The organism is Pelagicoccus mobilis, from assembly GCF_016595505.1.
GTDB lineage: Bacteria > Verrucomicrobiota > Verrucomicrobiia > Opitutales > Opitutaceae > Pelagicoccus > Pelagicoccus mobilis.
Map to the genome: position 1 here is coordinate 1 of NZ_JAENIL010000014.1, position 26,133 is coordinate 26,133.

The 26,133-nt window shown below is 52.8% G+C and carries 13 protein-coding genes; 3 read left to right on the forward strand and 10 right to left on the reverse strand.

Annotated elements, in window-relative coordinates; genetic code table 11:
- Window positions 1-93: 93 nt before the first annotated feature.
- The 6 genes from JIN87_RS08865 to JIN87_RS08890 all read right to left on the reverse strand — a co-directional run bounded on the left by JIN87_RS08865 (window position 94) and on the right by JIN87_RS08890 (window position 5,712).
- Window positions 94-231 carry a hypothetical protein gene (locus tag JIN87_RS08865; protein WP_200355194.1) on the reverse strand — a complete coding sequence of 46 codons (138 nt, stop codon included), beginning with the start codon at window positions 229-231 and terminating at the stop codon, window positions 94-96.
- Window positions 228-470 carry a hypothetical protein gene (locus JIN87_RS08870; protein WP_200355195.1) on the reverse strand — a complete coding sequence of 81 codons (243 nt, stop codon included), beginning with the start codon at window positions 468-470 and terminating at the stop codon, window positions 228-230. The genes JIN87_RS08865 and JIN87_RS08870 overlap by 4 nt, the downstream gene beginning before the upstream one ends.
- A gap of 442 nt (window positions 471-912) precedes the next feature.
- On the reverse strand, window positions 913-1,641 hold the full coding sequence (locus JIN87_RS08875; protein ID WP_200355196.1) for an NYN domain-containing protein: 729 nt from the start codon (window positions 1,639-1,641) through the stop codon (window positions 913-915).
- A gap of 30 nt (window positions 1,642-1,671) precedes the next feature.
- Entirely contained in the window at window positions 1,672-2,175 is a 504-nt protein-coding gene (locus JIN87_RS08880; protein WP_200355197.1) for a hypothetical protein, read from the reverse strand.
- Between the two features lie 325 nt (window positions 2,176-2,500).
- A complete protein-coding gene (locus tag JIN87_RS08885; RefSeq protein WP_200355198.1) occupies window positions 2,501-3,109 on the reverse strand; it encodes a hypothetical protein in 609 nt (202 codons plus the stop codon).
- A gap of 536 nt (window positions 3,110-3,645) precedes the next feature.
- Window positions 3,646-5,712, reverse strand: a complete 2,067-nt coding sequence (locus JIN87_RS08890) for a carbohydrate binding domain-containing protein (protein ID WP_200355199.1) — start codon at window positions 5,710-5,712, stop codon at window positions 3,646-3,648.
- Between the two features lie 709 nt (window positions 5,713-6,421).
- On the opposite strand from JIN87_RS08890, the gene JIN87_RS08895 reads away from it, so the two are divergent.
- From JIN87_RS08895 to JIN87_RS28740, 3 genes are read left to right on the forward strand one after another with little or no spacing between them, the layout of a single operon-like run.
- Entirely contained in the window at window positions 6,422-7,981 is a 1,560-nt protein-coding gene (locus JIN87_RS08895; protein ID WP_200355200.1) for an acyl-CoA carboxylase subunit beta, read from the forward strand.
- 24 nt (window positions 7,982-8,005) lie between these two features.
- A complete protein-coding gene (locus JIN87_RS08900; RefSeq protein ID WP_200355201.1) occupies window positions 8,006-9,517 on the forward strand; it encodes an ATP-binding protein in 1,512 nt (503 codons plus the stop codon).
- 19 nt (window positions 9,518-9,536) lie between these two features.
- The gene (locus JIN87_RS28740; protein ID WP_200355202.1) at window positions 9,537-10,052 is read left to right on the forward strand and encodes a biotin/lipoyl-containing protein; all 516 of its coding nucleotides are present in this window, start codon (window positions 9,537-9,539) and stop codon (window positions 10,050-10,052) included.
- A 47-nt stretch (window positions 10,053-10,099) separates the two neighbouring features.
- On the opposite strand, the gene JIN87_RS08910 is transcribed toward JIN87_RS28740, so the two are convergent.
- The 4 genes from JIN87_RS08910 to JIN87_RS08925 all read right to left on the reverse strand — a co-directional run bounded on the left by JIN87_RS08910 (window position 10,100) and on the right by JIN87_RS08925 (window position 25,686).
- Entirely contained in the window at window positions 10,100-10,519 is a 420-nt protein-coding gene (locus JIN87_RS08910) for an ester cyclase (protein WP_200355203.1), read from the reverse strand.
- Window positions 10,520-10,603: 84 nt separating this feature from the next.
- Window positions 10,604-16,390, reverse strand: coding sequence for a S8 family serine peptidase (locus tag JIN87_RS08915; RefSeq protein WP_200355204.1), 5,787 nt, complete (start codon window positions 16,388-16,390; stop codon window positions 10,604-10,606).
- A gap of 928 nt (window positions 16,391-17,318) precedes the next feature.
- Entirely contained in the window at window positions 17,319-17,570 is a 252-nt protein-coding gene (locus JIN87_RS08920) for a DoxX family protein (RefSeq protein ID WP_200355205.1), read from the reverse strand.
- A gap of 322 nt (window positions 17,571-17,892) precedes the next feature.
- On the reverse strand, window positions 17,893-25,686 hold the full coding sequence (locus JIN87_RS08925; RefSeq protein ID WP_200355206.1) for a S8 family serine peptidase: 7,794 nt from the start codon (window positions 25,684-25,686) through the stop codon (window positions 17,893-17,895).
- Window positions 25,687-26,133 lie beyond the last annotated feature (447 nt).

Consider the following 26,133-nt stretch of genomic DNA (forward strand, 5'->3'; position numbering starts at 1 on the left):
TTTCTTGAAAGCCACTGAGGTCGCGACTGATGGAATGAAGAGTGCGAGCAGGGCAAACTGGAGGAGTCTGATTTTCATCTTATCTGCATATCGTCAAAGCCACACGATGTCGGCTTCGGTTGAGGTTCCATTAGTTGTGATGTTGATTTTCATGCGGTCGTCACGAAAGAGGCGAGCGTTTGCCGACATTGTGTGAGCTGCCTGGTTCGACCTATCTGTTTTTGTATTCACGAGTTGGATTCCTTGGGCAACCGATTCTTCGTTTTTACGAATGCTTCGTTGGTCTTTTCTTCTTTGTTGGTGTTCTTTTTGGCTATCCAGTAAAACAGTGCTCCTGATCCGAAGGAAATGACGACAATCAAGATTGGGATCCATTTTTCTTCAATGCCCTTTAGATAGGTTGAAAGAGCTAGGAGAAAGAAAGGTGTGAATCCGAGAAGGAATGCGATATTCGGATACTTCAGTCTCATTTGCTTTCTCAGGTTTTCTGTATGGTTCAGTTTTTTTTCGTCGAACAGTATTATTAAGCGACAAATTTGTCGGGTGAACTGACTTTGGTTATCCGACAGTTTTTTAGAGATAAATACCTAGTGGGAGGTGCTTTTGTCAACGACTTAGACAAAATCGCTGTCGGATAACCAAAGTGAATTCTACTTTGGTTATCCGACAAGGAGTCTAACTTTAGCCCCCGTATTTGTATGTCGAGAGAACCGTTTGAGCCGGAGCGGCTTTGCCGCGCTCGAAGGCTTTGGACGGGGTGGGGCGCCTGATTATTCGGATAGTGACTTAGCAAAACGGATACTGGGGCTTGGTGAAGGGAAGTGTGGAGTGTGAAGAGGAGGGCGTCTGTTCTACGGAGGTGTGTTTGGATTGGCGATTGGGGGCAGCGATCGCTACCCATTCGCTTGGAAATCACTTCTTTATCCTTACTGAAAATCTGGATGCAGTACCGTTCTTTCGTTTTTTGATCTCGAATGTGTCAATGGCGGCGAATAGCTCGCTTAGTTTAGAGTACCCATAGTTTCTTGAATCGAAAGATCCTTGGTTTTGGATGTGTTGACCTACTGGACCTAGATATGCCCAGCTGTCCTCTTCGGCGCATGCTGTTACTGCGCTGCGGAGCGTGTTCATGAGCTTGGTGTCTCCTTTGAGGTTTGGGGCGGCAGTGGTCTTGTCCTTCTCGGGCTCTTTGGATTTTTTCTGGTCGTCGAGATATAGGAAACGTGAGCAACTGGCTACAAAGGGAGCGGGCGTTTTCGAGTCACCGAAGCCGATTACTTGTTTGCCGTCGGCGCGGAGTCGAAGGACAAGCGGAGTGAAGTCGCAGTCCGAGGAAACGAGGCAAAAGGTACTCACGTCTTTGGTGTAAAGGATATCCATGGCTTCGATGAGGAGACCCATGTCGGATGCGTTTTTTCCTTTGATTATGTCGAAATGCTGGACGGGTTGGATAGCGTATTCGTGGAGGACTTTTTCCCATCCGGAGAGAGTGGTTTTCTTCCAGTTGCCGTATGCTCGACGAATGCTTACCACTCCGTAGGTGGCGAGCTCTGCGATGATGAAGTCTATCTTGGCGGCCGGAGCGTTGTCGGCGTCGATTAGAAGTGCGATGTTGTCACTGGTTGATTGGGTGGATGGCATGCTCGTGCTTAGGATGATGGGGGGAGGTTTCTAGGTTCCGGCCTTTACAGCGATTTCGATAGGGAGGAGGTCGCGGATGCGGCCCCAGTTGCCGTGTTCGATTTCAGCTTTGAGGGTCTTGCCGGATACTTTGAGGATGATGAACTCTTGGTCGCTGGCGTGCTGGAATTTGACCGATTCGAGCTCGCTCATCTGCCAGGTCTTTTCGGCGCCGAAGAATTTTGCCCGGATTTCCGTACTGGTTATCGTGATACGGCTGGGGCAGACCCAGGAGGCGTAGAGAAAGGTGAAAGGGAAAAATGGGATGGCGGTCACGATCATGCCGAAGACGGGGCCGAGCGCTTGCAGCATGAGGATGGCGAGCTCTAGATAGTTGAAAACGCCGTGAAGGGACTCGTTTACGGCTTCCTCTTCTAGATCTATGTCGATCCCGAAGAAGAGAATTGTGACGAGGTAAAAGGTGACACCTGCGATCCCGGCGTAGGAACCAGCGAGGATGAGGCGCGAAGAGATGGGGGAGGAAAGGCGGACCATGGGACTTGGAGAGAAGTACTGTTTGCCTTGAGTGTCCGCAAGAGGTTTTACGGTAAATACTTAGGTTAAGGGCAACTAATTCCGAGCTGGGATGGTGGGATAGGAGAATGACCCCTGTAATCTGGCCATGCGGAGGGGTGAAGGCGCTAGGCGCGGGCCCTGGGGGATGTGGCGGCTCGGCGCGCCGCCCTACAGTGATTTTGGAGGCTCGGGGCGCCGCCCTACAGGTAGGCGAAACCGGAATGGGGAGGTTGTGATGGGCTCGGTGGGGCGTGCTACAGGTGTTCACGCACGAGTGTTTCTTGTGATTAGATTGTGGATATGCCTATGGGTGCATCATCATGCTCGGGGTTGTTACGTTTGGGCTCAGGTAGACGCGAGAGGCGAAGGTTGGTTGCGTGATGATGATCGGGGTGGTTAGGCGTGTCGTTTCTCTCATGGCGTTCTCGAATGTCTTCATTTGAGTTTCGGTGAGAACCCCGCGGGCTTCCGCCTGAGTTTTTTGAAAGAGTTGCCTGATTGGTCGAAACACTCCTTTTCGTTCGCTGGGAAACGTTGACGGGTGAGCTCCAACGAGATCCCAGTTTAACGCGTATACGGTGAGATGTTGGAGGTAAAAGGGGACGAGGCGGTTCCTTAACTCGTCCATTTGCGTTGAAGAGAGCTCCGCTTTCTTCATCAGCTTCAAAAATTGGTTCCATCGTCGTGTCGCTTCGAGGTAGATGGTGCCGAGTTCTTTCTGGAAAGCTAGGTAGTCGTTGACCGTTCGTTTGTTCTTTGCCTTCAGGAGAGGGGCGAGCTCGCGCTTGGCGCTTTGGGTTGCTTGTTCGATTTCCTTCTTTCGCTTCTTCAGGAGGGTTTTGTCGTTTTTGGCTACCGCATCGTCGAGGATTTGAAAACGTAGCAACATCGATGTCGCCAAGAATTTAGACATGGCGGTGCGGTATGATGCTTCTTGCTCCGCTGTGAGGCCTTCGACGAAACCAAGAGTGAGCTCGGTTTCCTGTGCGACGATTGTCTGGAAGCGCTCGGAAAGCTCGCTACTTTCTCCGTTTGCTGAAGCCTGGCCTCCTAGGGTGACGGCGATGATGAAGGCAGCAATTGCGGTGAGCGTTCGGGACAGGTTCAGTGTAGTAAAGTGGGAGTTGCGGATGGTGGGTAGGGGGATAAGGCTCGAGAGTAAAGTTCGCTCGAAGCCCTACTGATCCCGCTAGGTATTCGCAAGAGGAATTACGGGGAATACTTGGATTGTGTTCCGCTAATTAAATGAAAGCGAGCAGGTTGGGTGAATGACCCTCTTCGCTGATTATGGGGACGGGGGGAAGGTCCTAGAGGGGGGGCTTCGGGTGTGCGGGGGATGGCGGCTCGGCGCGCCGCCCTACAGTGTTGGGAAAACTGAAATATGGAGGAGGTGGTTGTGGGCTTGGACGACGCCGTTTGCTGTGACTTCTCTGTTGTCCGCTTAGTCGTTTATGGCGCAGCGAGGGCGAGTTTCACATTGTCGAATACGTAGTGATCTCCCGGGAGGGCGTCGTTGGCGAACCAGAACGAGAGCCTCCCGTTGGATACTGGAGAAACGAAGTTCCTTGTTGTGAATGGTACCGTGTAGGTTTGCCATCCCGTGGTCTCGTCCCCTAGGTCCACGTCAACTCTGTGCAGTCCGTAGTTTGTGTAGGGCGCATCGTGCCTGGAAACCGAGAGTCTTACATTGTGCCCAGTATTTGAGTACGCGTCGAACGTGAGAATGTAGTCGGTATTCGGCTCCAGTTCGATGCTAGGTTGGTAGAGTTGTATGTTGTTCCCGCTTTGGTTTATAGTCACGATGGCGACTTCACTCAAACCGTTGTAGTCGGATACCGTTGCGCTGTTGGACGGTTGGTCCGACCAGAACCTCCATGGTAGAAGAATTGTGTCGAACTCTCCGTTGACTACAACGTTAGAGGTTGGGTCTGTGTCTGGATCTGAGCCGGAATCTGGATCTGGATCGGGACCTTGAAACCCTGTTTCCGCTACGTCGGTGTATTTTCCCGGAACGCTCTTATCGTGAACGTGGATCAAGAGGTCCTCGTCGAAGGCATCGATGAAATCAAGCAAGGTCAGCATTTGTTGCTGTAGTATCGCAACGTCAGTCTCCAGCTTTTCGATACGGATTAAGGATGCTTCACTGGGGTTGAGTAACTTGTAGACTCTAGCGTTGCCAGCATCGCGCGCATTGCGATCGAGGAAAGGAGCACCGACCGCCAGGATAGCTCCATCTGCGCTAAGGGATAATGTCTTGCCAAAGTGGTCGTTGCCTGTCTCGCCATCGATGTCGCTACCCAGCTGTTTCCAACCCGACGAAACGGTATCGTACCGGTAGATTCTCACTTGTCCGGAGTCGGATCCGTTGCTGTTGTTGTGTGGGGCTCCAACCGCCAGGATCGTTCCGTCCGCGCTCAGGTATATCGCCCCGCCTGATTGATCGAGTTCTTCGCTTCCGTCGATGTCATCGCCCAACTGATTCCAGGCTGAGGAAACGGCATCGTACCGGTAAACTCTAACATGTCCTGAGTCGGTGCTGTTGCCGTCGTTGCGTGGTGCGCCAACAGCCAGGATCGTCCCGTCCGCACTTAGAGATATAGCCCTGCCGGACTGGTCTCGTTCGTCCTCTCCGTCGATGTCGTCGCCCAGCTGGCTCCACGCTGCCGTGTTGGTGTCATATCGGTAGACCCTTACATGTCCTGAATCGTCCCCGTTGCCGTCGTTGAAGTGAGCGCCTACCGCGAGAATCGTCCCGTCTGCGCTTAGGGATACGATTACTCCGCTGGAACCATCTGAGCTACCACCTGAGTGGTCTAACTTGGCTTCACCGTCGATGTCATCACCCAGCTGGGTCCAGGCTGCTGTATTGGCGTCATATCGGTAGACCCTTACGTGCCCGGAATTGTCCCCGTTGCCGTCATTGAGCGGAGCGCCAACCGCTAGGATGGTCCCGTCCGCGTTTAGTGATACTGACCAGCCTGAATGATCGTAGACGGTCTCTCCGTCGATGTCGTTACCCAACTGGCTCCAATCCGCTGAGGCGTCGTCGTATCGGTAGACCCTGACTTGGCCGGAGTTGAGACCGTTACCGTCATTGAATGGCGCTCCGACCGCCAAGGTTCTTCCGTCCGAGCACATGAACACGGACTTGCCTGATCGGTCGAATGCAGCTTCTCCATCGATATCGCTACCCAGCTGGGTCCATGTCGCCGAGGCGAGGTTGTATTGGTAGACTCTGACTTGGCCTGATTTGCGCGAGCTGGCGTCTTTTCCTGGAGCACCGACTGCTAGGATCATGCCGTCCGAATTCAGGGATACTGACCAGCCGGATATCTCCTCGAAGGTCTCCCCGTCGATGTCTCCAATGAGACGGAAATCCACGGCTTGGGACAGCTCGGAGATAAATAGTGTACTGCAGATAAAAATGAGGGATACGCTAAGACGCATGAACCTAAAAGCAGGGGACTCGCGTTTCAGGATGTGAGCGTTGCCAGATGGAATAGATTCAGAGTTCATAATATATTATTCCACTCCTTTGTTATTATTCGCGGTGTAACCGAACGCGAAATTGTCATGAGTTGGTTTGGATGTTGGGTGAGACGTTGCGGGAGCACGCTATGCGTGGAGAAAATTCCGCATTGATTACTGAATTAGAATCAATCGAATGATGGACTAATGTCCTGATCAGGATCCCTTGTTGGTAACAGTCTCTTTGCTTAGGGAGTCCCAAAGCAGGCTAGGTAATTAACCACGCTTGGGGAATTTGTCAAACCGCCCGCTTTTGATATCGAGTGACTTATACAACACGTAAAAAGCTTTGATATCTTCGCTGTCGAGAAGGTAGCGGCCGCTGTCTCAACGGCGATTTGATTTGAGGGTGCCCGTTTGGGACAACGGGCGCTACCTTAATTGTTCAGGTCTTTTGGTCTGCGGTATCATATATTCAAAGGAGGGGGGCCTTGGCGGCTCGGCGCGCCGCCCTACAGGGGAGGTTGTGACGGGCTCGGTGGGTCGTGCTACAGGTGCGTATTTGGATGTGGGATACTGAGGTGTTTATTCGTGGGTGTTCTTGGGGTTATTAGTAGAGGTTTTGGGTGGTGTGTAGGTTAGGTTATGGCTCTGTTTCGCTTAGCTAATCAGTGCCCTGGTTTGTGGTAAGCAGCTCGACTTATGGGGATGTTAATCCTAACACGTATGCTAATAGTTCTAACCCCTGCTATTAGTTATGAGCGTTGACACAGTGAATCTGGAACGAATCGGAAAACTCCGCGAAACAAAGGCGAGTATGCGTTTGGGAGGCGGTGAGAAGCGGCTGGATTCGCAGCGCAAGAAAGGAAAGCTTACGGTTTGGGAGCGGATCGAGTATTTCTTCGACGCGGGGACTTTTGAAGAAGTGGGCGGTTTTATCGATCACCGGAGCACGAACTTCGGCCTGGAGAAGTCTCGCGTCGCTGGGGATGGCGTCGTGACTGGATTTGGCCGGGTGAATGGGATGCTGGTTTATATAGCCGCTCAGGACTTCACGGTGATGGGTGGCTCGCTGGGCGAGATGCATGGTCGCAAGATTGCGAACATCATGGATGTGGCGATCGCGAATGGAGCTCCGATGGTGATGCTCAACGATTCTGGCGGGGCGCGTATCCAGGAAGGGATTGGCGCTCTTTGCGGGTATGGTGAAATCTTTTTCCGCAATACGAAGGCGTCTGGGGTGATTCCTCAGATCAGCGTGATCATGGGGCCGTGCGCGGGTGGAGCGGTGTATTCGCCAGGCATTACAGATTTTGTAGCGATGGTTCAGGATTCTTCGTACATGTTTATCACTGGACCGGAGGTGATCAAGACGGTCACTGGTGAGAATGTGACGAAGGATACTTTGGGCGGCGGCGATATCCATATGGAGAAGTCTGGAGTGGCGACTTATGTGGGCGAGGATGACGAGACGACTTTGGACTGGGTGAAGGTGTTGTTGTCTTATCTGCCGGCTAACAATGACAATGCTCCCGCGCGAGTCCCTTCGAAGGTGCCTCAGTTGGATGTGGCGGAGCTTGATAGTTTTGTGCCTTCTAATCCGAACAAGGGGTACGATATCGGTGGTGTGATTGATCGCCTGGTGGACTCTGGAAGTTTCTTTGAGCTGCAGGAGAATTTTGCGAAGAACATCAGTATCGGCTTCGCTCGGATGGACGGGATCTCAGTTGGAGTGGTGGCCAACAATCCGAAGAACCTAGCTGGTTGCTTGGATGTGGATGCTTCGGATAAGGCGGCTCGTTTCGTGCGGTTTTGCGATGCATTCAATATTCCACTACTGACGCTGGTGGATGTGCCGGGCTTTTTGCCGGGGACTGATCAGGAGTACAGCGGGATTATCCGTCACGGAGCGAAGCTGTTGTATGCCTACTCGGAAGCAACGGTACCGAAGCTTACGGTCATCATGAGAAAGTCCTATGGGGGCGCTTACATCTGCATGTGCTCCAAGCATCTGGGAGCGGATATGGTGGTGGCTTGGCCAGGCTCTGAAATTGCGGTGATGGGCCCCAAGGGGGCGGTGAACATCATCTTCCGCAAGGACATCATGGAAGCGGAGGACCAGGCTGAGCGGGCGAAGGAGTTGGAGTCCGAGTATACGGACAAGTTCGCCAATCCTCAGCTGGCAGCCTCGATGGGTTATGTCGACAACGTGATCGAACCGAACCAGACGCGCTCGACGGTGATAAACTACTTGAAGTCCAACTTGGGCAAGCGACAAATAACGCCGCGGCGCAAGCACGGGAATATTCCGCTTTGATCTAAAATTTGAATACATAGAGACATGTTTTCATCTGTACTGGTAGCGAACCGCGGGTTGATTCAGGCGAATTGCGTGCGGGCGGTGAAGGAATTGGGCTGTAAGGCGATTACGATTTACGCTCCGAACGATAGGAATAGCGCGGGCGTTCGCAATGCGGACGAGGCCTATGAACTGACTGTCAAATCGTCAGGTATCCCGTATTTGGATATTGATCAGATTGTAGAGTTGGCGGACCGGCTGAGGGTTGATGCTGTGCACCCGGGGTATGGCTTTCTGGCTCAAAACGTGGAGTTTAAACGCCGGCTGAACGAGAAAGGAATTTTGCTGATTTCGCCAGAGTTCAACGCGATCGATTTGTTGTCCAACAAGTCGGCGTTTCGGGAGTTTGGGCGAGGGTTGGGGATGCCGATTCTTCCGGGATCGGAAACCTCCAGCGATGTGGAGGAGCTGAAGGCGGCGGCGAGTGATATCGGATATCCAGTGGTCATGAAAGCGACCGAGGGCTATGGTGGGATCGGTCTGCGTGTGGTCGAACGGGAGTCCGAGATCGAGGGGAATTACCGAAGCATCACTAGTCAGGCGGAGCGTTTTCTGTTTCAGCCCGAGCGAGTGTACTTGGAGAAGTGCGTGAAGAACGCGCGTCACGTGGAGTTTCCGGTGGCGAGGGATGTGAATGGAAACCGGGTGGTTTTCCCTGAGCGCGAGTGCACGATCCAGCGGCGTTTCCAAAAGTTGGTTACGGAATCGCCTTGTAGTTTCATTTCCGCCTCCTTGCGGAACAAGCTTCGTTCGGCGGTAGAGATGCTAGTGGACCAGCTAGACTTGAAGGGTTTCGTCTCGGTCGAGTTTTTGCTGGATGGAGATCAGGCCTATCTGCTTGAGGTTAATAGCTACATTCAGCCGTCGCATGCCGTAACGTCGCTTCTTACGGGTGTCGATATGTTACGGGAGCAGGTGAGTATCGCTGCGGGGCAGCCTCTATCGTTTGGGCAGAAGGCAGTCGATACGGACAAGGTGGCGATTGGTGTGTTTGTCTCGGCGGAGGATACGGAGAACAATTTCGCTCCGTCGCCTGGGAAAATCGACCGTCTCGACCTTCCTTATGGAGATGGCGTATACAGTCTTACGAACGTACATACGCACGATTCGGTGGGCACGTTCTATGATCCGATTATCGCGTTGGTGATGACTAAGGAAAACAATCGTGACAAGGCGATCAACAAGATGCGGACAGCGCTTGATTGTCTGCACATTGATGGAATTCGAACGAGTATCCCGCTGATGAGGGCTTTGATGGCGTATCCACCGTATTTGAGTGGCGACTACGACAATCAGTTCCTGACTACGGAAGAGAATCGAGATCGGATCTTCGAGAGTTATCGCACGCCGCTTGATTCGGAGATCGCCTCGCTGGTGGCGGCATTGTCGTTGCATAGGGACTCGAGCAAGCAGCATTTGCTGGAGCAGGCGCGTAGCAACTCGAAGTCGAGAATTTGGGATATGGCCAGTGATTGGTTTAACCGGCAGAAATAGCGATTGGGAGATCTGACTGATGAAATACAAGGTAAGGCAGGCGGACGCCAAGCGTAGCATTAACATCGAAGGCAAGTACGACTTCATGGAGGAGTCGCCCATTCAAATCGACAAGGCGACGCGGATGGTGCGTATACTTGAAACTGATACGGATGGCGCGGTAAAGACGGTGATGATCGACAATCGCCTCTACCACGTTCGGGTAAGACGTCGGGGAGACGGATTTCCGGAGGAGGTGGTGGTGAAAGGTGTGCCGTATCCGGTGAACATCGACAAGATCGAGTCGACGCGTTACCGACCGCCGCCAGCTCCTAAGAAGATCGCTGGGGACGTGGTTGCCAGCATGCCGGGGCAAGTTATCGCCTTGATGCTTAAGGAAGGTGACAAAGTCGAAAAGGGGCAATCGGTGCTCATCCTCGAAGCGATGAAGATGGAGAACGAGATTCTCGCTCCCAAGTCAGGAGTCCTTAAGAAGGTCGCGAGCAAGGAAGGCGATCTGGTGATGAAGGGGGATTTGTTGTTCGAAGTGGATTGATTTTGGCGGCTCGACGCGCCGCCCTACAGGGGTGAGGTGGATGGGGTTTACTTGTTAGGCAGTAGGGCGTTTATGAGGGTGTTGGGGGCGATGGCTCCGATTTGGGCGAGCATGCTGGTGAAGTCTACGACGTTGCGTGCTTCGATGGCTTTGCCGTCTTGCCAGCGTACGGAGAAGCTGAATACGAACTCGATGGCTTGGTTGCTGGACTTGTGGGTAGCTCTGAAAGTGGCGTGACCGATTGTCTTGTCTTCGATCTCTTCAATCTCGAATACATCTACTGATGGCTCTCCGAACGCTTGGATGAAAGTGTGGTGGAACCCTTTGAACTCATCGGGACCGGTGACTGGGACTCCGAGTCCGTGCACAATGCAATCGGGAGCCATGAGCTCGGCGATGGCGTTAATATCGTTGCGTCTCCAGACGCGCTCGAACCAATCGAGCATGAGGTGTTTTCCTGTTTTCATATTTCGAGTTGATTTGGATTATGGAGGAGTGGCGGTTCGGCGCACCGCCCTACAGAGTGTTGGGCTCTACCTGCTGGGATAGAGCTAGAAGGTGTCTTGGTTGTTTTCGGTGCGGTGATGGATTGTCCAGCGGATGAAATAGGGTGAGCTTGTTTCTGGCTGGAAGTAGAAACGGGCTGTCAGCTCGTCGTAGTGCTTGCTGCTGTGCACGATTTCGAGCTCTGGCTGGATGGTTGCCCACGTTTTCAAGTCTTCGCTAATTTCGTAGGAGACTGAGTACTCGCTTGAGCGGGCTGCGAAAAAACGTATGGCTGCTTCTTGTCCGCCGTTAAGGGCGTCGCTTACGCCGAAGGTGGGAATCGTGTCTCTGGTGAGGGGATCGAGGTTTAGCGTGAATTCGAGCCAGTTGGGGATGCCGTCTCCATCAAGGTCCGACATTCGGTCGGAGTTGGTTTGTGGGAGCGTGGCGGTGGCGAGTCGCTCGTCTATCCAGCGATCGTATTGAAGATCGCTGAATCGAGTGAGTTTTACGCCATCGAGCCGAAGCCGGCGATTGGTTTTGGGACCGTAGTGCCTGTAGTCATACACGACCTGAGTGATCGCTTGCTCTCCGGTTTCCCATTCCGGGTAGGCGGAATGATATTCCCATCTGTCTTCCAGGTATTGATCAATGTTGGTGTCCGAGCTCCGGTAGGTGTAGAGGCCCCATGCTACGGGGCCATCGATCTGGATTCTTATGGTAGTAGATTCCTCTTCTTCGAGTTCGCCGGAAATGATGGAGGAGGGGCCGTCTAAGGACTTCTCGTAGTCGACCTGCCAAGGGTTTCTTCCAGTGGTGGTGATGTTTGCCCCAGGGTACCCTATAGCCTTTGCTAGTTCAGGGTCGACGAGTGTGAGGGTGAATGGGTCGCTGAAAATGGTCTCTCCATTGGGCGATAGGGCGGAGACGCGGTATTCGCCGAGGTCCTCCTTGCTTACCGACTCGATTTTGAGCTGTTCCCTATCTCCTCCTGATATTGGTTCCCCTTCCTTTTCCCAATGGAGCTGCAACCTGCCATCGAAGAAGCTTACGGCTTCTGCTACGAATGAGACATCGGCTCCTAGGTAGGTGGCAATGTTCTGTGGTTTCGTTCTGAATACGGCTCTGTCTATTTGTTCGATCTTGTCGATCCAGAGGATGCTGTTCTCGTCGCCTTCTGGCAACCTGAGGGCGAAGGTTGAGTCGTAGACTCGCATCTCGATTTCTTGCCAGTCGTCGTTGGCGGGAATGCTTTGGAAGCCGTCTTCGGTGTGGTATTCGATGGAGGAGCCTGGAGGAAAGCCTTGGGAGCGAACGTTAATTTTCGCGTAATAGGATGAGCCGTCTATTCTCAGTGTGGCGTTGTCATCTGTTTTGAAGGGCCCCTGGAGGGCAAGGGACGAGAGGCCTTCTAATTTGATCGTGTCGTCATGGTAGCGATCGGAGTAGCCTCCGTCGTAGAGCCACACGCCAAGCTGTTCGTCGGAGTCGAGGACGTCGCGGAGGTATTGCCCGAGGTAGAAGTAGAACGTTTCGGAGAGTGTGCTCTTTCCGTTGCGGTCGATGATTTCGGCTTGGTAGTGAGCTTGGTCGAGCTCGTTCGTTTCCCGATCGTATGGGTAGGCCGCGCCAGGCTGGAGATTGGTTTGAGTGGATATCTTTTGGCCGTCTTTGTACCAATTGAGGGTTAGAGGCGGGATTCCGGAGAACTTGGCATAAGGGAGTCCGTACTCGCCAAAGTGGTAGTCCCAGCTGTAGTCGAGGGTGATCAATGGTTGGTTTTTGAGAGCTATCTTGTGAATTTGAGTTTCGAGATTTGAGCTCCATGGCGTGAATTCGAGTTTGAGGGAATGCGTCCCTTCAGGGACGAAATGGGACGTTGTCTTCAGCCCGTTGGAATAGTCGTCGATGACGACTTGATCGTTTAGCAGCAGTATTTCGTCACCCCAGTCTGCTTCGTAGGTGATACTGAATACGGCAGGTCCAGTTACCTGGGTTTCCAGACTCCAGGTTTTCCGGATGTCAGGCTCGAAGGCGAGAATGGGGCTTGGTGGATCTGTATCGGATAGGGCGATACGAGTTCGAACTCCTTCGGATTGGGCGACGTTTAAGCCGTCTTTAATTACGGCGTCTAGCAGGTTTAGTTCAACGCGGCTTTTCTTGGTGACGACTTCTCCGAACTCGTTTTGGGCAACGAGATGGTAGTCTCCTGCATCGGTCTCAGCGAAGGAATCGATCGTATAGGTGGCGTCGGTCGCGTCGGGGATCGGCTCGTCGTTTTTGTACCATTGGTAGCTCGCGTCGGTGGCGAGTATCTTGGCGCTGAGCTCCACTTTCTTGCCGACTTCTGGGAGGTCGAACTTGATTTGTTCGACGAGGAAGGGTTCTTTCAGAATCTCGAAGGCGTCGAACCATGCTTTGGCTTCCGAATCGGTCGTAGCAAAGTGGAACTCAAGATTGTGATGCGCGGGGAGGTAGATGACCTTTTCTTGCCATGAGTCGGAATTTGGGAGCGCGGTCTTGTTCCTGCCCGTGTCGAAGTACGACAGAGTGCTGGCTCCCTCTCCGGTGTGAAGCCAACGAATTTTTAAAACGGTATCTACCTCTACGTTGTAGAATCCGAAGTTGATCCAGCTTTCCTCTTGAAGGTAGAGTTCTGCGGCGTCTTCTCCGTCGAAAGTGGTATGTTGTTGGAATATCAGATACTGCCAGCGGGATTGTTTCGGGTAGTCCGACATGAACTCCATTTCGTCCATGTCGATGGCCTCTGAGAGTTGCGGCGTTACCGATAAATGGATACGGCCGCTCTGGTCGCTGCCGAGACTATTGCTCGCCTCCAGGTAGTAGGTACCCGCGTGTTCCTCGCTTACGGGGTAGATATTTAAACCGCTTCCTTCTCCGTTCTCCTCCAGTGGTTCTCCGTCTTTGTACCAAAGATAGTCGATGGGGTTCGAACCGTTGGGACGACCCACATGGGCATTGAGATCTTGTCCTTCGGCGATAACGTAGTTTTGGGTTTTCTTGTCGTTGGGGCTGAATTTTGGGGGAAGGATTTGCTCGTGTACATTGATGTATATCGAGGAGCTTTCGAAGGGGTAGTGGTTTAGTTCGTTTTCGACGGTTAGATGGTATCTTCCCGTGTGAGCCATGGAGGTGGGGCCGAGGTTGAGTGTGGGTGAGTTCGCCCCGGGAATTGGCTGGTGGTTTCGATACCATTGGTAGGTGATCGGCTCGGCTCCAAAAACGGACATGGGAAGGATGAACGGTTCTCCAGCAAGAAGGTCTATATAGTGATCCCCTTCGAACTTAGCGGAAGCGGGTTGCGGGGAATCGTCGACTTCGATAAGAGCCTTCCTGGTTTCTAGTGAGCCGTACTCGTTGCTGACGACTGCATAGTAGTAGCCTTCGTCTTCCTTTGAGGAAATCGTAATCTCCAGTCGGCTTTCGGTAGCGCCGTCGATAGGGGCGTCGTCCTTGTACCACTGATACGTGAGATCCTCTTGAGACGAATAGATCTCCATGGTGTAGGAACTGCCGATGGTGAGTTTTCGGGGGTAGATGTGTTCGTAGAAGACTGGCGGGTGTTTACCGTGTTCGTAGAAGGTCGGGATTTCGAATGTTCCAAATCTAGCGGGAGTGTTTTCACTCGAGTAATGGTTCCTTAGTTCAATGGTTGCTGTGAAGCCTACTTCGTAGTCGGAATAGACGTCGGCTGTGGTCCAATCCGTTTCCGATATCTGCTGATAGGTCGAAGGCCCTGCGACGTAGAAAGTATGGTGGTGAGTGGTGTTGTCCGAGCGTTTCCCGCGCAGGCGCAGCAAGCCGGGTTCTGGAATGCGAAATTCTAGGAATGCTGTTTGATAGCTCGTGATCTCTTCGTTGGCGAGGTATGTGGTGTCACCTTCCTCAAAAAGTTCCCAATGACCGGTTTGACTGCTGTATACTTCCGCTCCGTATCCGATAAGCTCCTCGATCTCAGGCATTCTCGCATGTACTGTTACTTCGAATACGGCGGAAATGGTAGCGTCGTCGTTTATTATTTCTAGGACGTAAGTTCCTGTTCCGCTAGCGGGGATGGAGTCGATGGTGAGTTCCGAGCTCGTTTCGGAAAGTTCGCTGCCGTTGTGGAGCCATTTGTAGCGGAGGGGCAGTTCGCTCTCCGCTTGGGCCCAGAGGTGTAGCGATTCGCCTTCGTAAACAGCCATGTCCGTCGAGCTCGTGCTGAGGAGGACGGGCGGCACGGGGACGTGATCCATGCGAAGCGCGTTGTTGAGGTTTACCAAGCCCCCGGAAACGCAATGAAAGGCTAGGCTGTCTCTTTTGACGGAGGATACGATGAGTCGTTGTTTGTGGGTGTCGTAGTCATCGTTTGGATATTCGGCGATACAGAGGGCGAGTATGCCGGACACGACAGGGGCGGCCATTGAGGTTCCGTTCTGTTGAGAGTAGGCGTCCGCGGATTCGTGCCAGGTGGAGAGAATTCCGTTGCCGGGAGCCATGACGTCTACCTCGGTCGAGCTTCGGTTGGTGAAGAGGGATCTCACGCCTTGGCTGCTGGCGGAACCTACGCTAACGACGTTTTCTAGAGTGGAGTTTGCTGGATAGTCCGGGTAGCTATAGCCGTCATTGCCGGCGGCGGCTACGACGAGGATGTCTTTGTCTCGAGCTCTCCGGATGGCGCTATCTATGGCATCGCTGTAGGAGTCGCTGCCCCAGCTTGCGTTTATGACATCGGCTCCGGAATTGATGGCGTAGTCGATAGCTTTGACCATATTGCTCGCGGTGCCCCGACCGTCTGAGTTTAGGGCCTTGATAGCCATCAGTTGGGTATCCCAAGCGACACCTGAGATTCCTCGGGAGTTGTTGCCCGCTGCTCCTGCTATCCCGGCTACGTGCGTACCGTGCCCATTGTCGTCTTCGGGAGGAGCGGATGTATCTATGATGTTGATACCATGGACATCGTCGACGTAGCCGTTGTTGTCTTCGTCTTTTCGGTTTCGCGAGCTGTCCTTCGAGTTTCGCCAGAGGTTTGTTTTCAGGTCCTCGTGGTCGAGTCGGATGCCGCTGTCGATGATGGCGATGGTGACGCTGGCGGTTGAGGTTCGCTTGTCCCAAGCTTCGGGAGCGTCGATGTCGAAATCGGAGTCTTGGGCGAGGCCCCATTGGCCCTTTGAGCTGAAGCGTGGATCGTTGGGCGTTTTGGATGCGTAGAAGATGTGGTTCGGTTCTGCGTGGTAGGGCGTTTCGGAGAGTGCGAGAGCGGCAATCGCGTCTTCAACGGTGTCGAGATGGAAGTCCTTGGCCTGTAGAACGGCTATATGCTCGGTGCTTTGGGCCTGGAGGTAGGTCCAGCCGAGCGAGAGGGTGATGTCTTCTATTTCCTCCCGAGCGAGGGTGGAAGGAGAGTGGAGCAAAATTTGATTGGCAGCGTAGGCGGTGAGCTCGGAGATTTTTTGAGGGGCTCCTGTTTCGTCGTAGACGACGGCGTCGGTGATCCTGATGGGGAAATCGAAACCGTCGTCCTGAACGATGCGGTGCCTTAGGATGGGATCGCGGCTGGCGGGGGGAGGCTCTTCGACCGTTTCGACGAGGGTTATGGCGGCGTTCCAGTTTCGGGGCGAGGCGTTCGGCTCGAGCGGGTGGTTTGAGTTTGGCTGGGGTGCTGAGGGGAGAGAGGGGGTGTTTGTGTTGTTGGGTTTTAGGGACGATGCTGCAGGGGTTGGCTGTTGCTCCTTTTGGGGAGTGAGGGCAGGTTGTGTCTGTTCGCCGGAGGGAGCCCTCTGGAGCGTGACGTAGAGGGTAGGCAGAATCGCTAGGACAAACGCGAGAGTAACGAGAGGATACTTTCGCATAGCTAAACTGCGTGGGAAAGGGGCATCGGGAGTGGCGGAGTGATTTGTGGAGAATTACCGTCACCCTGTGTTTTCGGCAAGAGAATTTACGGGAAATACTTAGATCTGGGGATTCTCTGCTTGGAGTTTTATGGGGCGCTTATGAATAGGCACGTTCTCATTGGATGGGGAAGGTTGGGCGGCCTCGCCGCAGGCGCCGTGGAGACTCGATCCTGCATTGCGCATTGGCGTCAACTTGAGTGTTAAAAGGCTCTTCGTCTTCTTCATCCGCTTCTACTTCTCGCTCGGAGAGCGGTGTTCCAGGCTTGGAGTCTGTGTTTTTAGAAGAAGATGAAGAAGGAGAAGCAGAAGAAGATAATATCGAAGACGGTTCTTCAGATAAGTTGACGCCAATGTGCATTGCGGCTGACTGGGTCAGTCAGCTCTCGCGCGACTCACCGTATGAGAAATGCTAGGGTTCGTTACACGAACGAAGGATTTGACGGACCTAATGCCGAAGGATGCTGTGTTTCACTCGGTGCGTCGAGGGTGACCTGAGGTGTTTGATTTAGGCTTCACGGCAACGACGGAGCGTTGCCCTCCGGGTGTAGGGGAATAAAGGATACGGTGGGGTGGACTCATGAAGTGGTCTTAAAACAGTGCGAGCCGAGACTTTTGGTCTTGGCTGCATGTGGAAATGAGCTTTGTGTAGAGTCAACGGCGTCTGTTGTCTAAGCTATCAACGGAGCGTATTCTGGCTTTCTCGCGTTGCTCTTGTTGCCCAAAGAGCGTTTGGCTTACGATGGCATGAATGAGCAGAGCTCCGGCTAGGCTGAAGCTCGCGACTAGTGCCACTTCAAATATCGTTGTATAGTTCATTTTCCCTCCCTGTTCGTGTGCGGTTTTGTGTTTTGGCTATTCTGCTGGCGAGTTGCAGTTCGTGTGATCGTTAAAGTATTAGCAGCGCGGTGGCCATGGTCATGAGCGTTGCGGCTGGTATGCTTTTCTTGAGCGGGTCGTGAATTCTCAGGTGAGCAATCACAGCTGCCAGCAAAGTGATGGCCAATCCGGCAGCGGCGAAGGCGGTTATGCTCGGTATCCAAATTCCGACTATTAACGCGGTTGCGAGAGCGAGTTTTATTAGGCCGATCGTGAGCATCACGGTAGCCGGAAGTCCGTAGGCTTCGAACTCCTCTCTCATGCTGTTAGCGTTCCCACCTCTCCATTGAGTGGGCCTGTCTCTTCGAAAGAGCCACACGTTGATTATTGTTAGACCTACGAAGAGTTGCAGCGTTACGATGAGTGTTTCCATAGCGAAGGGGTCGGGGTTCACAAATTGTCCAAAGCGGGCTGACGTCCCACGTTGAAGCTAATCTACGCTATAAAAACTGTTCATGGGTCGGGGGTGTTGCACGGAATCGCGAGGATGTCGCCTTCAGTGCGATCCAAGAGTGATCCGAGATGCTTTGTCCTAGGGAAATCGGCTGAGAGTGGAGGAGGCCCAACCCTTTTTGCATGCGGTATTACTCGATGGCGTTCTCTTGAATCTTTAGGGAAACGAAGAACGGGGCGTTGTTGAGGGGAACCCTCAACTCGTAGATATCGAGATCGTCTGTCTTGCTGACGATTTGCGGGGGACCTGCTCCGTCTTGCCAGACGCTTAGGTCATTGCTCCATGTTGGTTCGGCTGTAACCTCAAAAAGGCCGGCAAAGAGCGCGTAGCGGAATACGAGATAGCCGTCTTCTATGCGTGTGCCGAGCTGGGACGTTTTCCTTTGTTCGAGGTAGTCCAAGCCGAAGGCGAAACGTTCGATGTTGGTCGCGCTGCTACCGGAGGCCGTTTGATAGAGGCCTCTGTTGGATTCGTCTTCTGGTAAATGTGTGTCAGCCCATGATGAATACGTGCGGCCAAAACGAGCGTCGATGTTTATGTTGCGCCCTGCTTTCATGCTTATCTGTTCCGACTGGTCTTTTCCGTAGCCATCCCAGCCGAGGAAAACCCACCCGGCCTCGGGTTCGACTTCTAGGTCGAGATCTTGGCCGTGTTGAATCGTTAGCGAGTCAGGGATTCCGGCTACTTTTCCTCGACCCTCGATATTCACGTTAACCGCATAGGTTTGAGTTTTGAAAACGGGTGCGAGAAGGGTGTCTTCTTGAAGCGTTAGCAGGAGAGCAGGCTCGGCGTAAGGGTAGTCGCCATTCCAGTTTTCTAGTTCGTATCCAAAATCTGGAATCGCTCTCAGAGGAACACGGTCCTTCCATGCGAATTCTGATTGGGCGGTTGCTCCCTCTACGCGTCCGTTTTCTGGATTTGCAACATTTAGGGTGCGGGAAGGAATTGTGATGCTGGTGGCTTCTGAGGTTACGATATAGTCGTTGCTCTTGTTTCCGTCATCTCCAATCAGGTCGTAGCCGAAGTAGACGCTGATGTGGTACCTATCTGGAGCCACGCCTTCTGGTATTTTTGTCGTGAATACGAAACTACGGGTTTCTAAAGGAGCTAAGCTTTGAAATGGAATTTGGGCATCCCCTGAAAAACCGTCTTCTACTTCGCTTCTGCTCCAGCGTCCCGTTTCATTCAGGTACGAATAGCGGATCTGTGAGTTCTCCGGGAGGCTGAGCCCTTCTTTTCCGTTGTTCTTCAAGCTTACGGAGACTTCGACAAGATCGCCGACGCCGTACTCTTTGTTTGCAACGCTAACGTCTACGATCGCGAGGTCGGTATCTACGACTTCGATGAAGGTGAGTTCGTCTGAATAGAAAAGGACGTTTTCGCGAGTCGCAGTCGCTTTTGCCTCAAACGGGATGATTTCTGTCCAATCGGTTCCGTTGGTCGATTTCCAGACCGAGTTTCCGTAGATATAGAAGGCTTCCGCGGTTGCGGTGATATTGATGTAGCCAGTGATGGGTGGGGACACTGTTTGCCATGTCTGTCCGTCTGAAGAGAGCGAGAGTCGGTTGTATCCACTGAAGATCTCTTCTTCGTGCAAGACGCCAATCAGGCTATCTGTGTGGGTGATTTGGGCCTGTCCGTTGAAGGTCTCGATAAGATTCCAGCTTTCGTAGTCGCTGTTGAATTTTCTAAATTCGCTAAAGTGAGTGAAATAGGTTTCCTCCTTAAAACGAATGAACTGTTCGGGACGACTGTTGTCTTCGAGAGGGCAAAGCTGCCAGTTTAGACCGTCCTCGGAGCGTGCGGTGGAGTAGTGGTAGTGTCCGTCGACGGTGTAGTTGACTGTTAGCCAAAACGAGTTTCCGTCTGACTGGAGGGAGATGACGGAATAGTGTGTATTGAGATCTTGGAGCCATTGGGGAGTGTCCAATTGGGTCCATTCTACGCCGTCTTCGCTTCGGTGTAAGCCGAAGTGCCAATCTCCAAGGTAAACGCCGTTGGCGTAGACTGTGTCCTCCTCTACTCTTGTGTTGGTCCGTTGCCAAGCTCCGTGATCGTCTCGGTAGTAGGATTGGTAGTCTGTCAATGCGATCAGTGGAGACTGGCCGATGATTTCGACATTCTCTCGAAATCCGAAATCGTTGAACGTTCGCGAATGGGCGATTCCCTCCTCATTTATGAATTCATAGGAGGGCGCTTCCGGACGATAGAGCGCGAGGCCGGTCGGGCTAGCGATGAGTATTCCATCTGAAATGGGTTCTGCCTGTAGGTTCTCGCTCCCGAACTTGGTCCAATGCACTCCGTCCTCGGAACTTGCGATCTTGTTTGGCGGATCGAAATTCCAGTCGTAAGTCCATGCGTAGAAGCGACCGTCGAAAAACTCGATTTGGGAGGAATAGACGTCGGCATCCGGCGTTTCCCAGTTTATGCCATCCGTGGTAACGGAGATAATGGTTTCGTAGTATTTGGCGAAAAGGAGTCCATTCTTCAACTCCATAGACTCTAAGGAGTCGTTAGAGAAGACGGTTTCCCAGTTGGCTAGATCCTGACTTCTTTTGATGGATCGATTGTAGTCGAGGCCGATGTAGTGGTCTCCGAGGTGATAGACTTGTTTGAATTCTGGAAGTCGAGACCATCCTCTGCCGATACCGCCCTTGAAACACTGGTCGTAAACGTTAAAGATTCGGTCCTCGGTATCTGGGGCTATTCCTGCGGACTCAGCTGAGGATGGGGAGTCGGCAGGCGTCCAGTTCAAGCCATCTCGAGATAGCACGGTTTTCCAGGAGAGGCCGGCTACAAACAGGCCATTGTCGTATTGGACTCCGCCCGAAGGGAAGCTGCCCGTGCGTATCCAGTTTATTCCGTCTTTGCTGGTTAGGACTCCGTCCCCATTAAATCCGACGACGAGTGTGTCTTCGCTTTTCGCGATGCTGTTGAGTTTTTCGGATACGGGAGTGGATAGGCTTTTCCAGCTTATGCCATCGGTAGAGAGGTAGAGCAGGCCTCCTGAACCCACGCCGTAGTAGGATCCTCGGAAATAGAGAAGATCGTTTAGAGTGATTTCATTCGCCGGTTTCGTAATGCTTAGCAAGGGTTGCGCTTCGATCAAAAGCGTGTCCGAGGAACTGTGGCCATCTTGCGAATGGGCGATAACCTCTACGGTGTAATCACCGCTTGTTTCAGGTGTGAACTGGAAACGAGTCGAGTTGGGCGGGAGCGATTCCCATAGCTGTCCATTTACCCAGACTTCGATCCTTTCTAATTGCGATTCGCTGGCGAAGGCCTCGAAGGTCAATTCTAGAGGGCGTCCGAAGCTGGTGGCGATGGTTTCATTGTGGCTCGTTATGATTGTGCGTGATTTGGGTGCCTCGCCAGATCCTAGGATCGCTAAGCCGTAGGAGCTTCCGTGTAGAAGGAGTTTCGAATCGGAAATAGCCGGACTGTATAGGTAGCCCTGGTGATTCACTAGCTCTTGCCTGAGCTCGGTCTGTGTCCATGCCTTTCCGTCGGTCGAGGACCAGTAGTACTCATCCCAATACGGAGCGATGAATCTGCCATCTAGGAAATAGAGGTTGTTGATGGTATTCGCGGAGTGGTTTGGAATCGAGAGTGATTCTGTTCGAGTCCATGTCTTCGTGTCGGCCGAGGTATAGCAGACGTTATCCGAGAAGGCGACCCAGGTGTTGTTTCCAAAGCGGAGAGCGGAGAGCCTCATACCGGATGGAAGGCTTTGCTGCGTCCAGGCGATACCGTTGTCTGAAGTGAAGAGGCCATCTTCCGAGTAGAGTACGAATGTGCCGTTTCCGTAGGCCATCCTCCATGCGTTGTGCATGCCGCTGGCTCCCGTCTCCCATGATTGGCCGTCGCTGGAGTAGATGATTTTTCCTCCGCTATAACCGACGAAGAGCCCTTCTTGGAAGAGGATGGCTTGAAAGTTGTAGTTGTGTCTATCGAGTTCGCTTAGCGAAGGACCGGAGTGTCGGGTTCCGACATAGACGCCGTTTCCGTAAGCGAAATGTCCGTAGTTCTCCAAGCTGCTATGCGCTAGCGTCCAGTTCGATCCGTCTTGCGAGGTGTGTAGGGCTCGCTCGGAACCCGCAATGTAGAAACCGTTTGCGTAGCTGATTCTTGGATATTTGTACCAAGGGGTGGCTCCGTGCTCTAGGTTTAGAGAGGTAAAGTCGCTTAGGAAAACGTGTCCGGATCGAGTGGATACGAGCACCTTGTTGTCTAGCCCGACCATTGGGGATGGGTACTCCGAGGAGTAGCGTGTGACTTGCTTGAGGAAGTTCGTTTCGTCTTCTTCGACTCTGTGGACTTCGACGTAGGATTCTGCGAAGAATGAGTCTTTATTGTCCGTGAGCTGCAAGTACATGTAGGCGAGGTTCTCAGCTTTGTCGAAGAACATGCTGAAGACATTTTCTTGGTGCAAAGGGAACTCGGTCCAGGTCTTGGCATCTGGAGAGGTATAGGCTGCTCCGGCGGCAGCCCTGTTGTACAGCCACCATTTGTTGTCGCTGTAGCTGACGTAGCACTGGTGAGTTGTGGAGGTGGAGAAGCTTTCCCAGTTTGTGCCATTTTCGGATACAAGCACGGATCCGACTCTGGGAACGACAAAGGAACCATTTGCGAATTCTAAATGATCGGCCCAACCGGAAGTGGCTTCGGACGTTTTTGACCAGTTTGTGAAGTCGCTCGAGGTGTAGATTCCATCGGAGGCCCGCATCACGGCTACGTCTGCTCCGAAAGCGATACTGTAAAGGTCCGAGTCGGTTTCAAAGGTGCGCGTCCAATTGCTGAGGTTAGGGGAGACGTGGACGGAACGATTTGTAACTGCGAGGTAGCGCTCTCCAGTCCAAACTATTTTGCGTATCGGAAGTGGAATGTATTGCCAGTTTTCGCCATCTAGCGAGAAGCCGAATCCAACATCTGAATACTGTGCTATAAAGTAGCCGTTTACTTGATCCAGTTCGTGGGCTTGGGGAGAGGAATTTGGAATGTTTGCCCAGGTGAAGGCCGAAAATTCGTCGCTAGCGGATACAAAAAGGTATGCTGGTTTAGAGTGATAGACGTTTCCATCCTGAGTGACTTGAAGCTGGTAGAAGGCGCTGTCGGTTATGCTGGTGTTCGCTAGGCTTAAGGTAAGGGTGTTTTGTCCTGAGATCGGCTTGCCGTCCTTTAGCCATTGTAATTGTGTATGTTCATCGATGGGGCTGACGATCGCCGAGAGAGTCGCTGATTGCCCTCTGCGGATTGATGCGGGGGAAGGCTGGTTCAGGAATTGGACCGAACGTTTGTTGTTCGTTAATTGAGCGTTTCGGCTGAATAAGGTTTGGCTCGGCAGCGAGATTCTCGCCTGATATTCGCCGAGATCGTTTTCGGCCACTGATTTCAGGTGGAGCGTATTACGCGTTGCTCCCGGTATTTGCTGGCCATCTTTGCTCCATTGATAGGTTGCTTCGTGGGCGCTGGATACAACGACCCTGAAGGTGGTATCACTTCCGAGCTTAACGTTTCTATCGTGAGGTTGGACTAGGATTTTCGGTTCGGTTAGGTAGGCGCCTTCGATAAAGAACTCCGTCCCGTTTTCGGAGAGGGAGTCGACCAGGATGCGATAGGTCGTGTCGGCGGCTACTGATAGAACTTGGTTCGATTGGCTGCCGTCTTCGAAGGCGGATGCGACTTCCGTGAGGTTGGTTAGTGAATCCCCTTCGTAAACGCGAAGGAAGAGGCGTTCGCTCGTTCGGGCGATGCGCAGAGAGTCGTCGCCGTTTCGGGGGGCGGTCCACTCGTACCAGACTGTGGAGCCTGCGGCCGAGATATGAGTTCGCTGTTCGTCCGCTTCGAGGGTGGCGGCGATGTTGCTACCTGCCTGGGTAAAGCTTTCTCCAATGATTGTTGTTGGATTTTCGAAATCGTCGTTATCCGGTGTCTTGAACAGCTCGATGGTGAAGGGGCCGGTGTTCGATGAGTTTGTGTCGACCTGGATGTAGTAGGTTTCGCCTGGCTGGTACTGCCACGACAGTTTGGTGGCTTCTCCGGCTAGGAAGCTGGTTGCGGAGCTTACTCGTTCAAGCCCTTGGAGGGTGGTCCCTTCGAAAACTGTTACTGCCGGGGCAAAGCCGGTGGGGGATACTCTGAGTTGGGCTGAGCCTGCCGAATCGCTTCTCCAGGAATACCAGACTGTTTTTCCCGCGTTTGGGTTCGCGGCGAGCGGCTCTCCGGTTTGCTTGCTGGCGTTGCTGGTTGTGCCCGCCTTTCTGCCACCGTTTGAAAGAAACTCGATTGCGTTTTCAAAGGAATCGTTGGCGGGGGTGTTGGTTTGTCCGCTTAAGGCGCGATGAAGGTTGAGTCTTCCCGAACTCAAGCATTTGCCGGTTAATGCGGGAAATTGATCCGTCGAATCTAGAAGGCGGAGGATGTTTTTTGTGGCAGTCTGGCCGGGGAAGGTTGCTTTGATCAAAGCCAAGGCTCCGGACACGTGCGGGGCTGCCATCGAAGTGCCTTCCAGGTCTGAGTAGGAGCTATCGGACGGGTGGTAGGTGCTGAGAGCTCGACCGGGAGCTGCTAGATGGGTGGCGTTCGCGCTGTAGTTGGAATATGAGGACAGTTTATCAATGTCGTTTGACGCGACTACGACCACTTGATTGGCGATATTGAATGAGGCTGGGTAAGTTGGGGTTTCATCGAGGTTTGCCCCGTTGTTGCCTGCTGCGGTGACAATGAGAATCCCTTGATTCGAAGCTCTCTTGAGTGTTTCGAAAACGGCTTGGCTTTGTTCAGAGCCGCCCCAGCTGTTGTTGATGATGTCTGCTTTCTGAGCGATCGCATAGTTTATGGCTTCAATCGCGTTTGAGTTTGTCCCGTAGCCGCTGGCGTCGAGGAATTTCAAAGCCATTATCTGAGCATTCCAGGTGACTCCGGTTATGCCTTTGCTATTGTTGCCGCTGGCGGCGGCGATCCCGGAGACGTGAGTGCCGTGTCCGTTGTCGTCGCTCACGTCTCCGTTGCCTTTGATTGCGTTGAAACCGTAGAGGTCGTCCGCGATCCCGTTCCTGTCATCGTCCGAGCCATTTGATTTTTCGTTCGGATTGACCCATAGGTTGTCCTTGAGGTCTTCGTGGGTGGATCTGATGCCCGAATCGATTATGGCGATCGTGACATTCGGTGATCCGCTGGTGATGGCCCATGCTTCTGGTGCGTCGATGTCTCTGCTTGAATCGCCGTTCGCGTACTCGAAGTGCAAATTGGTCTGATCGGTGAAACGAGGATCGTTTGGTTTCCTCGATGTCGTTCGCACGAGGAAATCGGGTTCAACGTAGCGAATCATCGATTTCGCGACTTCAAGAGAGCTGGCTAGCTGAGGGAGTTGTTCGAAGTTTTCGTCTTCGCCGAAGACGAGTCGGAAGAGTGATTGGCTTCCCCTCACCGGAGTTGCGTGGGCTCCGATTGAGGTCGCGAGTTGCTCAATCTCGTTGGAGCTGCTGTCTGTTTGTGTGGATACGATAAACTCGTTCGCGACCGAAAGGCTTTCGCCGATGAACGCTCCCGCATCTACATGCCCCTCTGCGTAGTAGCGTTTTTCCAGTCGTACGAGGGGCTTGTGGAATGACGTTCTGAAAATTTGGGTTTCGATCCGGTAAGGGCCGGTAGTGTGTTCGAAGCGTTGGATCGGAGTTGCTTTATGGAAACGGAGAAAGGAAGAGTGTGGGGCATCCTCAGAATGGGGCGAGTCGAAGGCTACGGGTTGCTCAAGTTGAGGTGACTGGGAGGGAGAGGCGACTTGGGGCTTGGCGGCAGCGTATTCTAGAGGCTGCTTCGATTTGCTGGGGGCAGTGCTTGTCGAGTGGAAGATGAGCCCGAGGACGGAGGCCAGAATTGCGGCAATTAGGAGACGTGTGATTTTAGTGTTTTTGATTTTCATCAAAAGTGAGGGCTCGAGTGATCGGGCGATTCGACGAAGGGGAGTGTGTGTAAGGGAAAGGAGTCGAGTGACTTTAGACCTGCTCGATAGACACGAAAGCCTTTGCTTTGTCCTAAGAGAAGGGACTGCTTGATTAGTTTCACTGCCAAGCTTCGGCAAGAGAAAATACTTAGATTAGAGTTTTTATGTTCAAATAGGAAGATTGCTTCGGTGGTTTGCACCTGATTTGTGTTTTGAACCTAGGGTGAATCGCGTTTTAGCCTGTGTGACAGGAGGGCGGTTCTTTTGGCGGTTTGGTGTGGACGGAAATGGAAATGGTTCAGGTGGCGATGTCGGTTTTTCGTCCCAACAAAGCAGTGATGGATTCCGTGTATTCAAAATTTACGAGAGGAGTTTAATTCTCTCCCGCTTTGGGACGATTTTGGGACTTAAATATTGAGTACAATA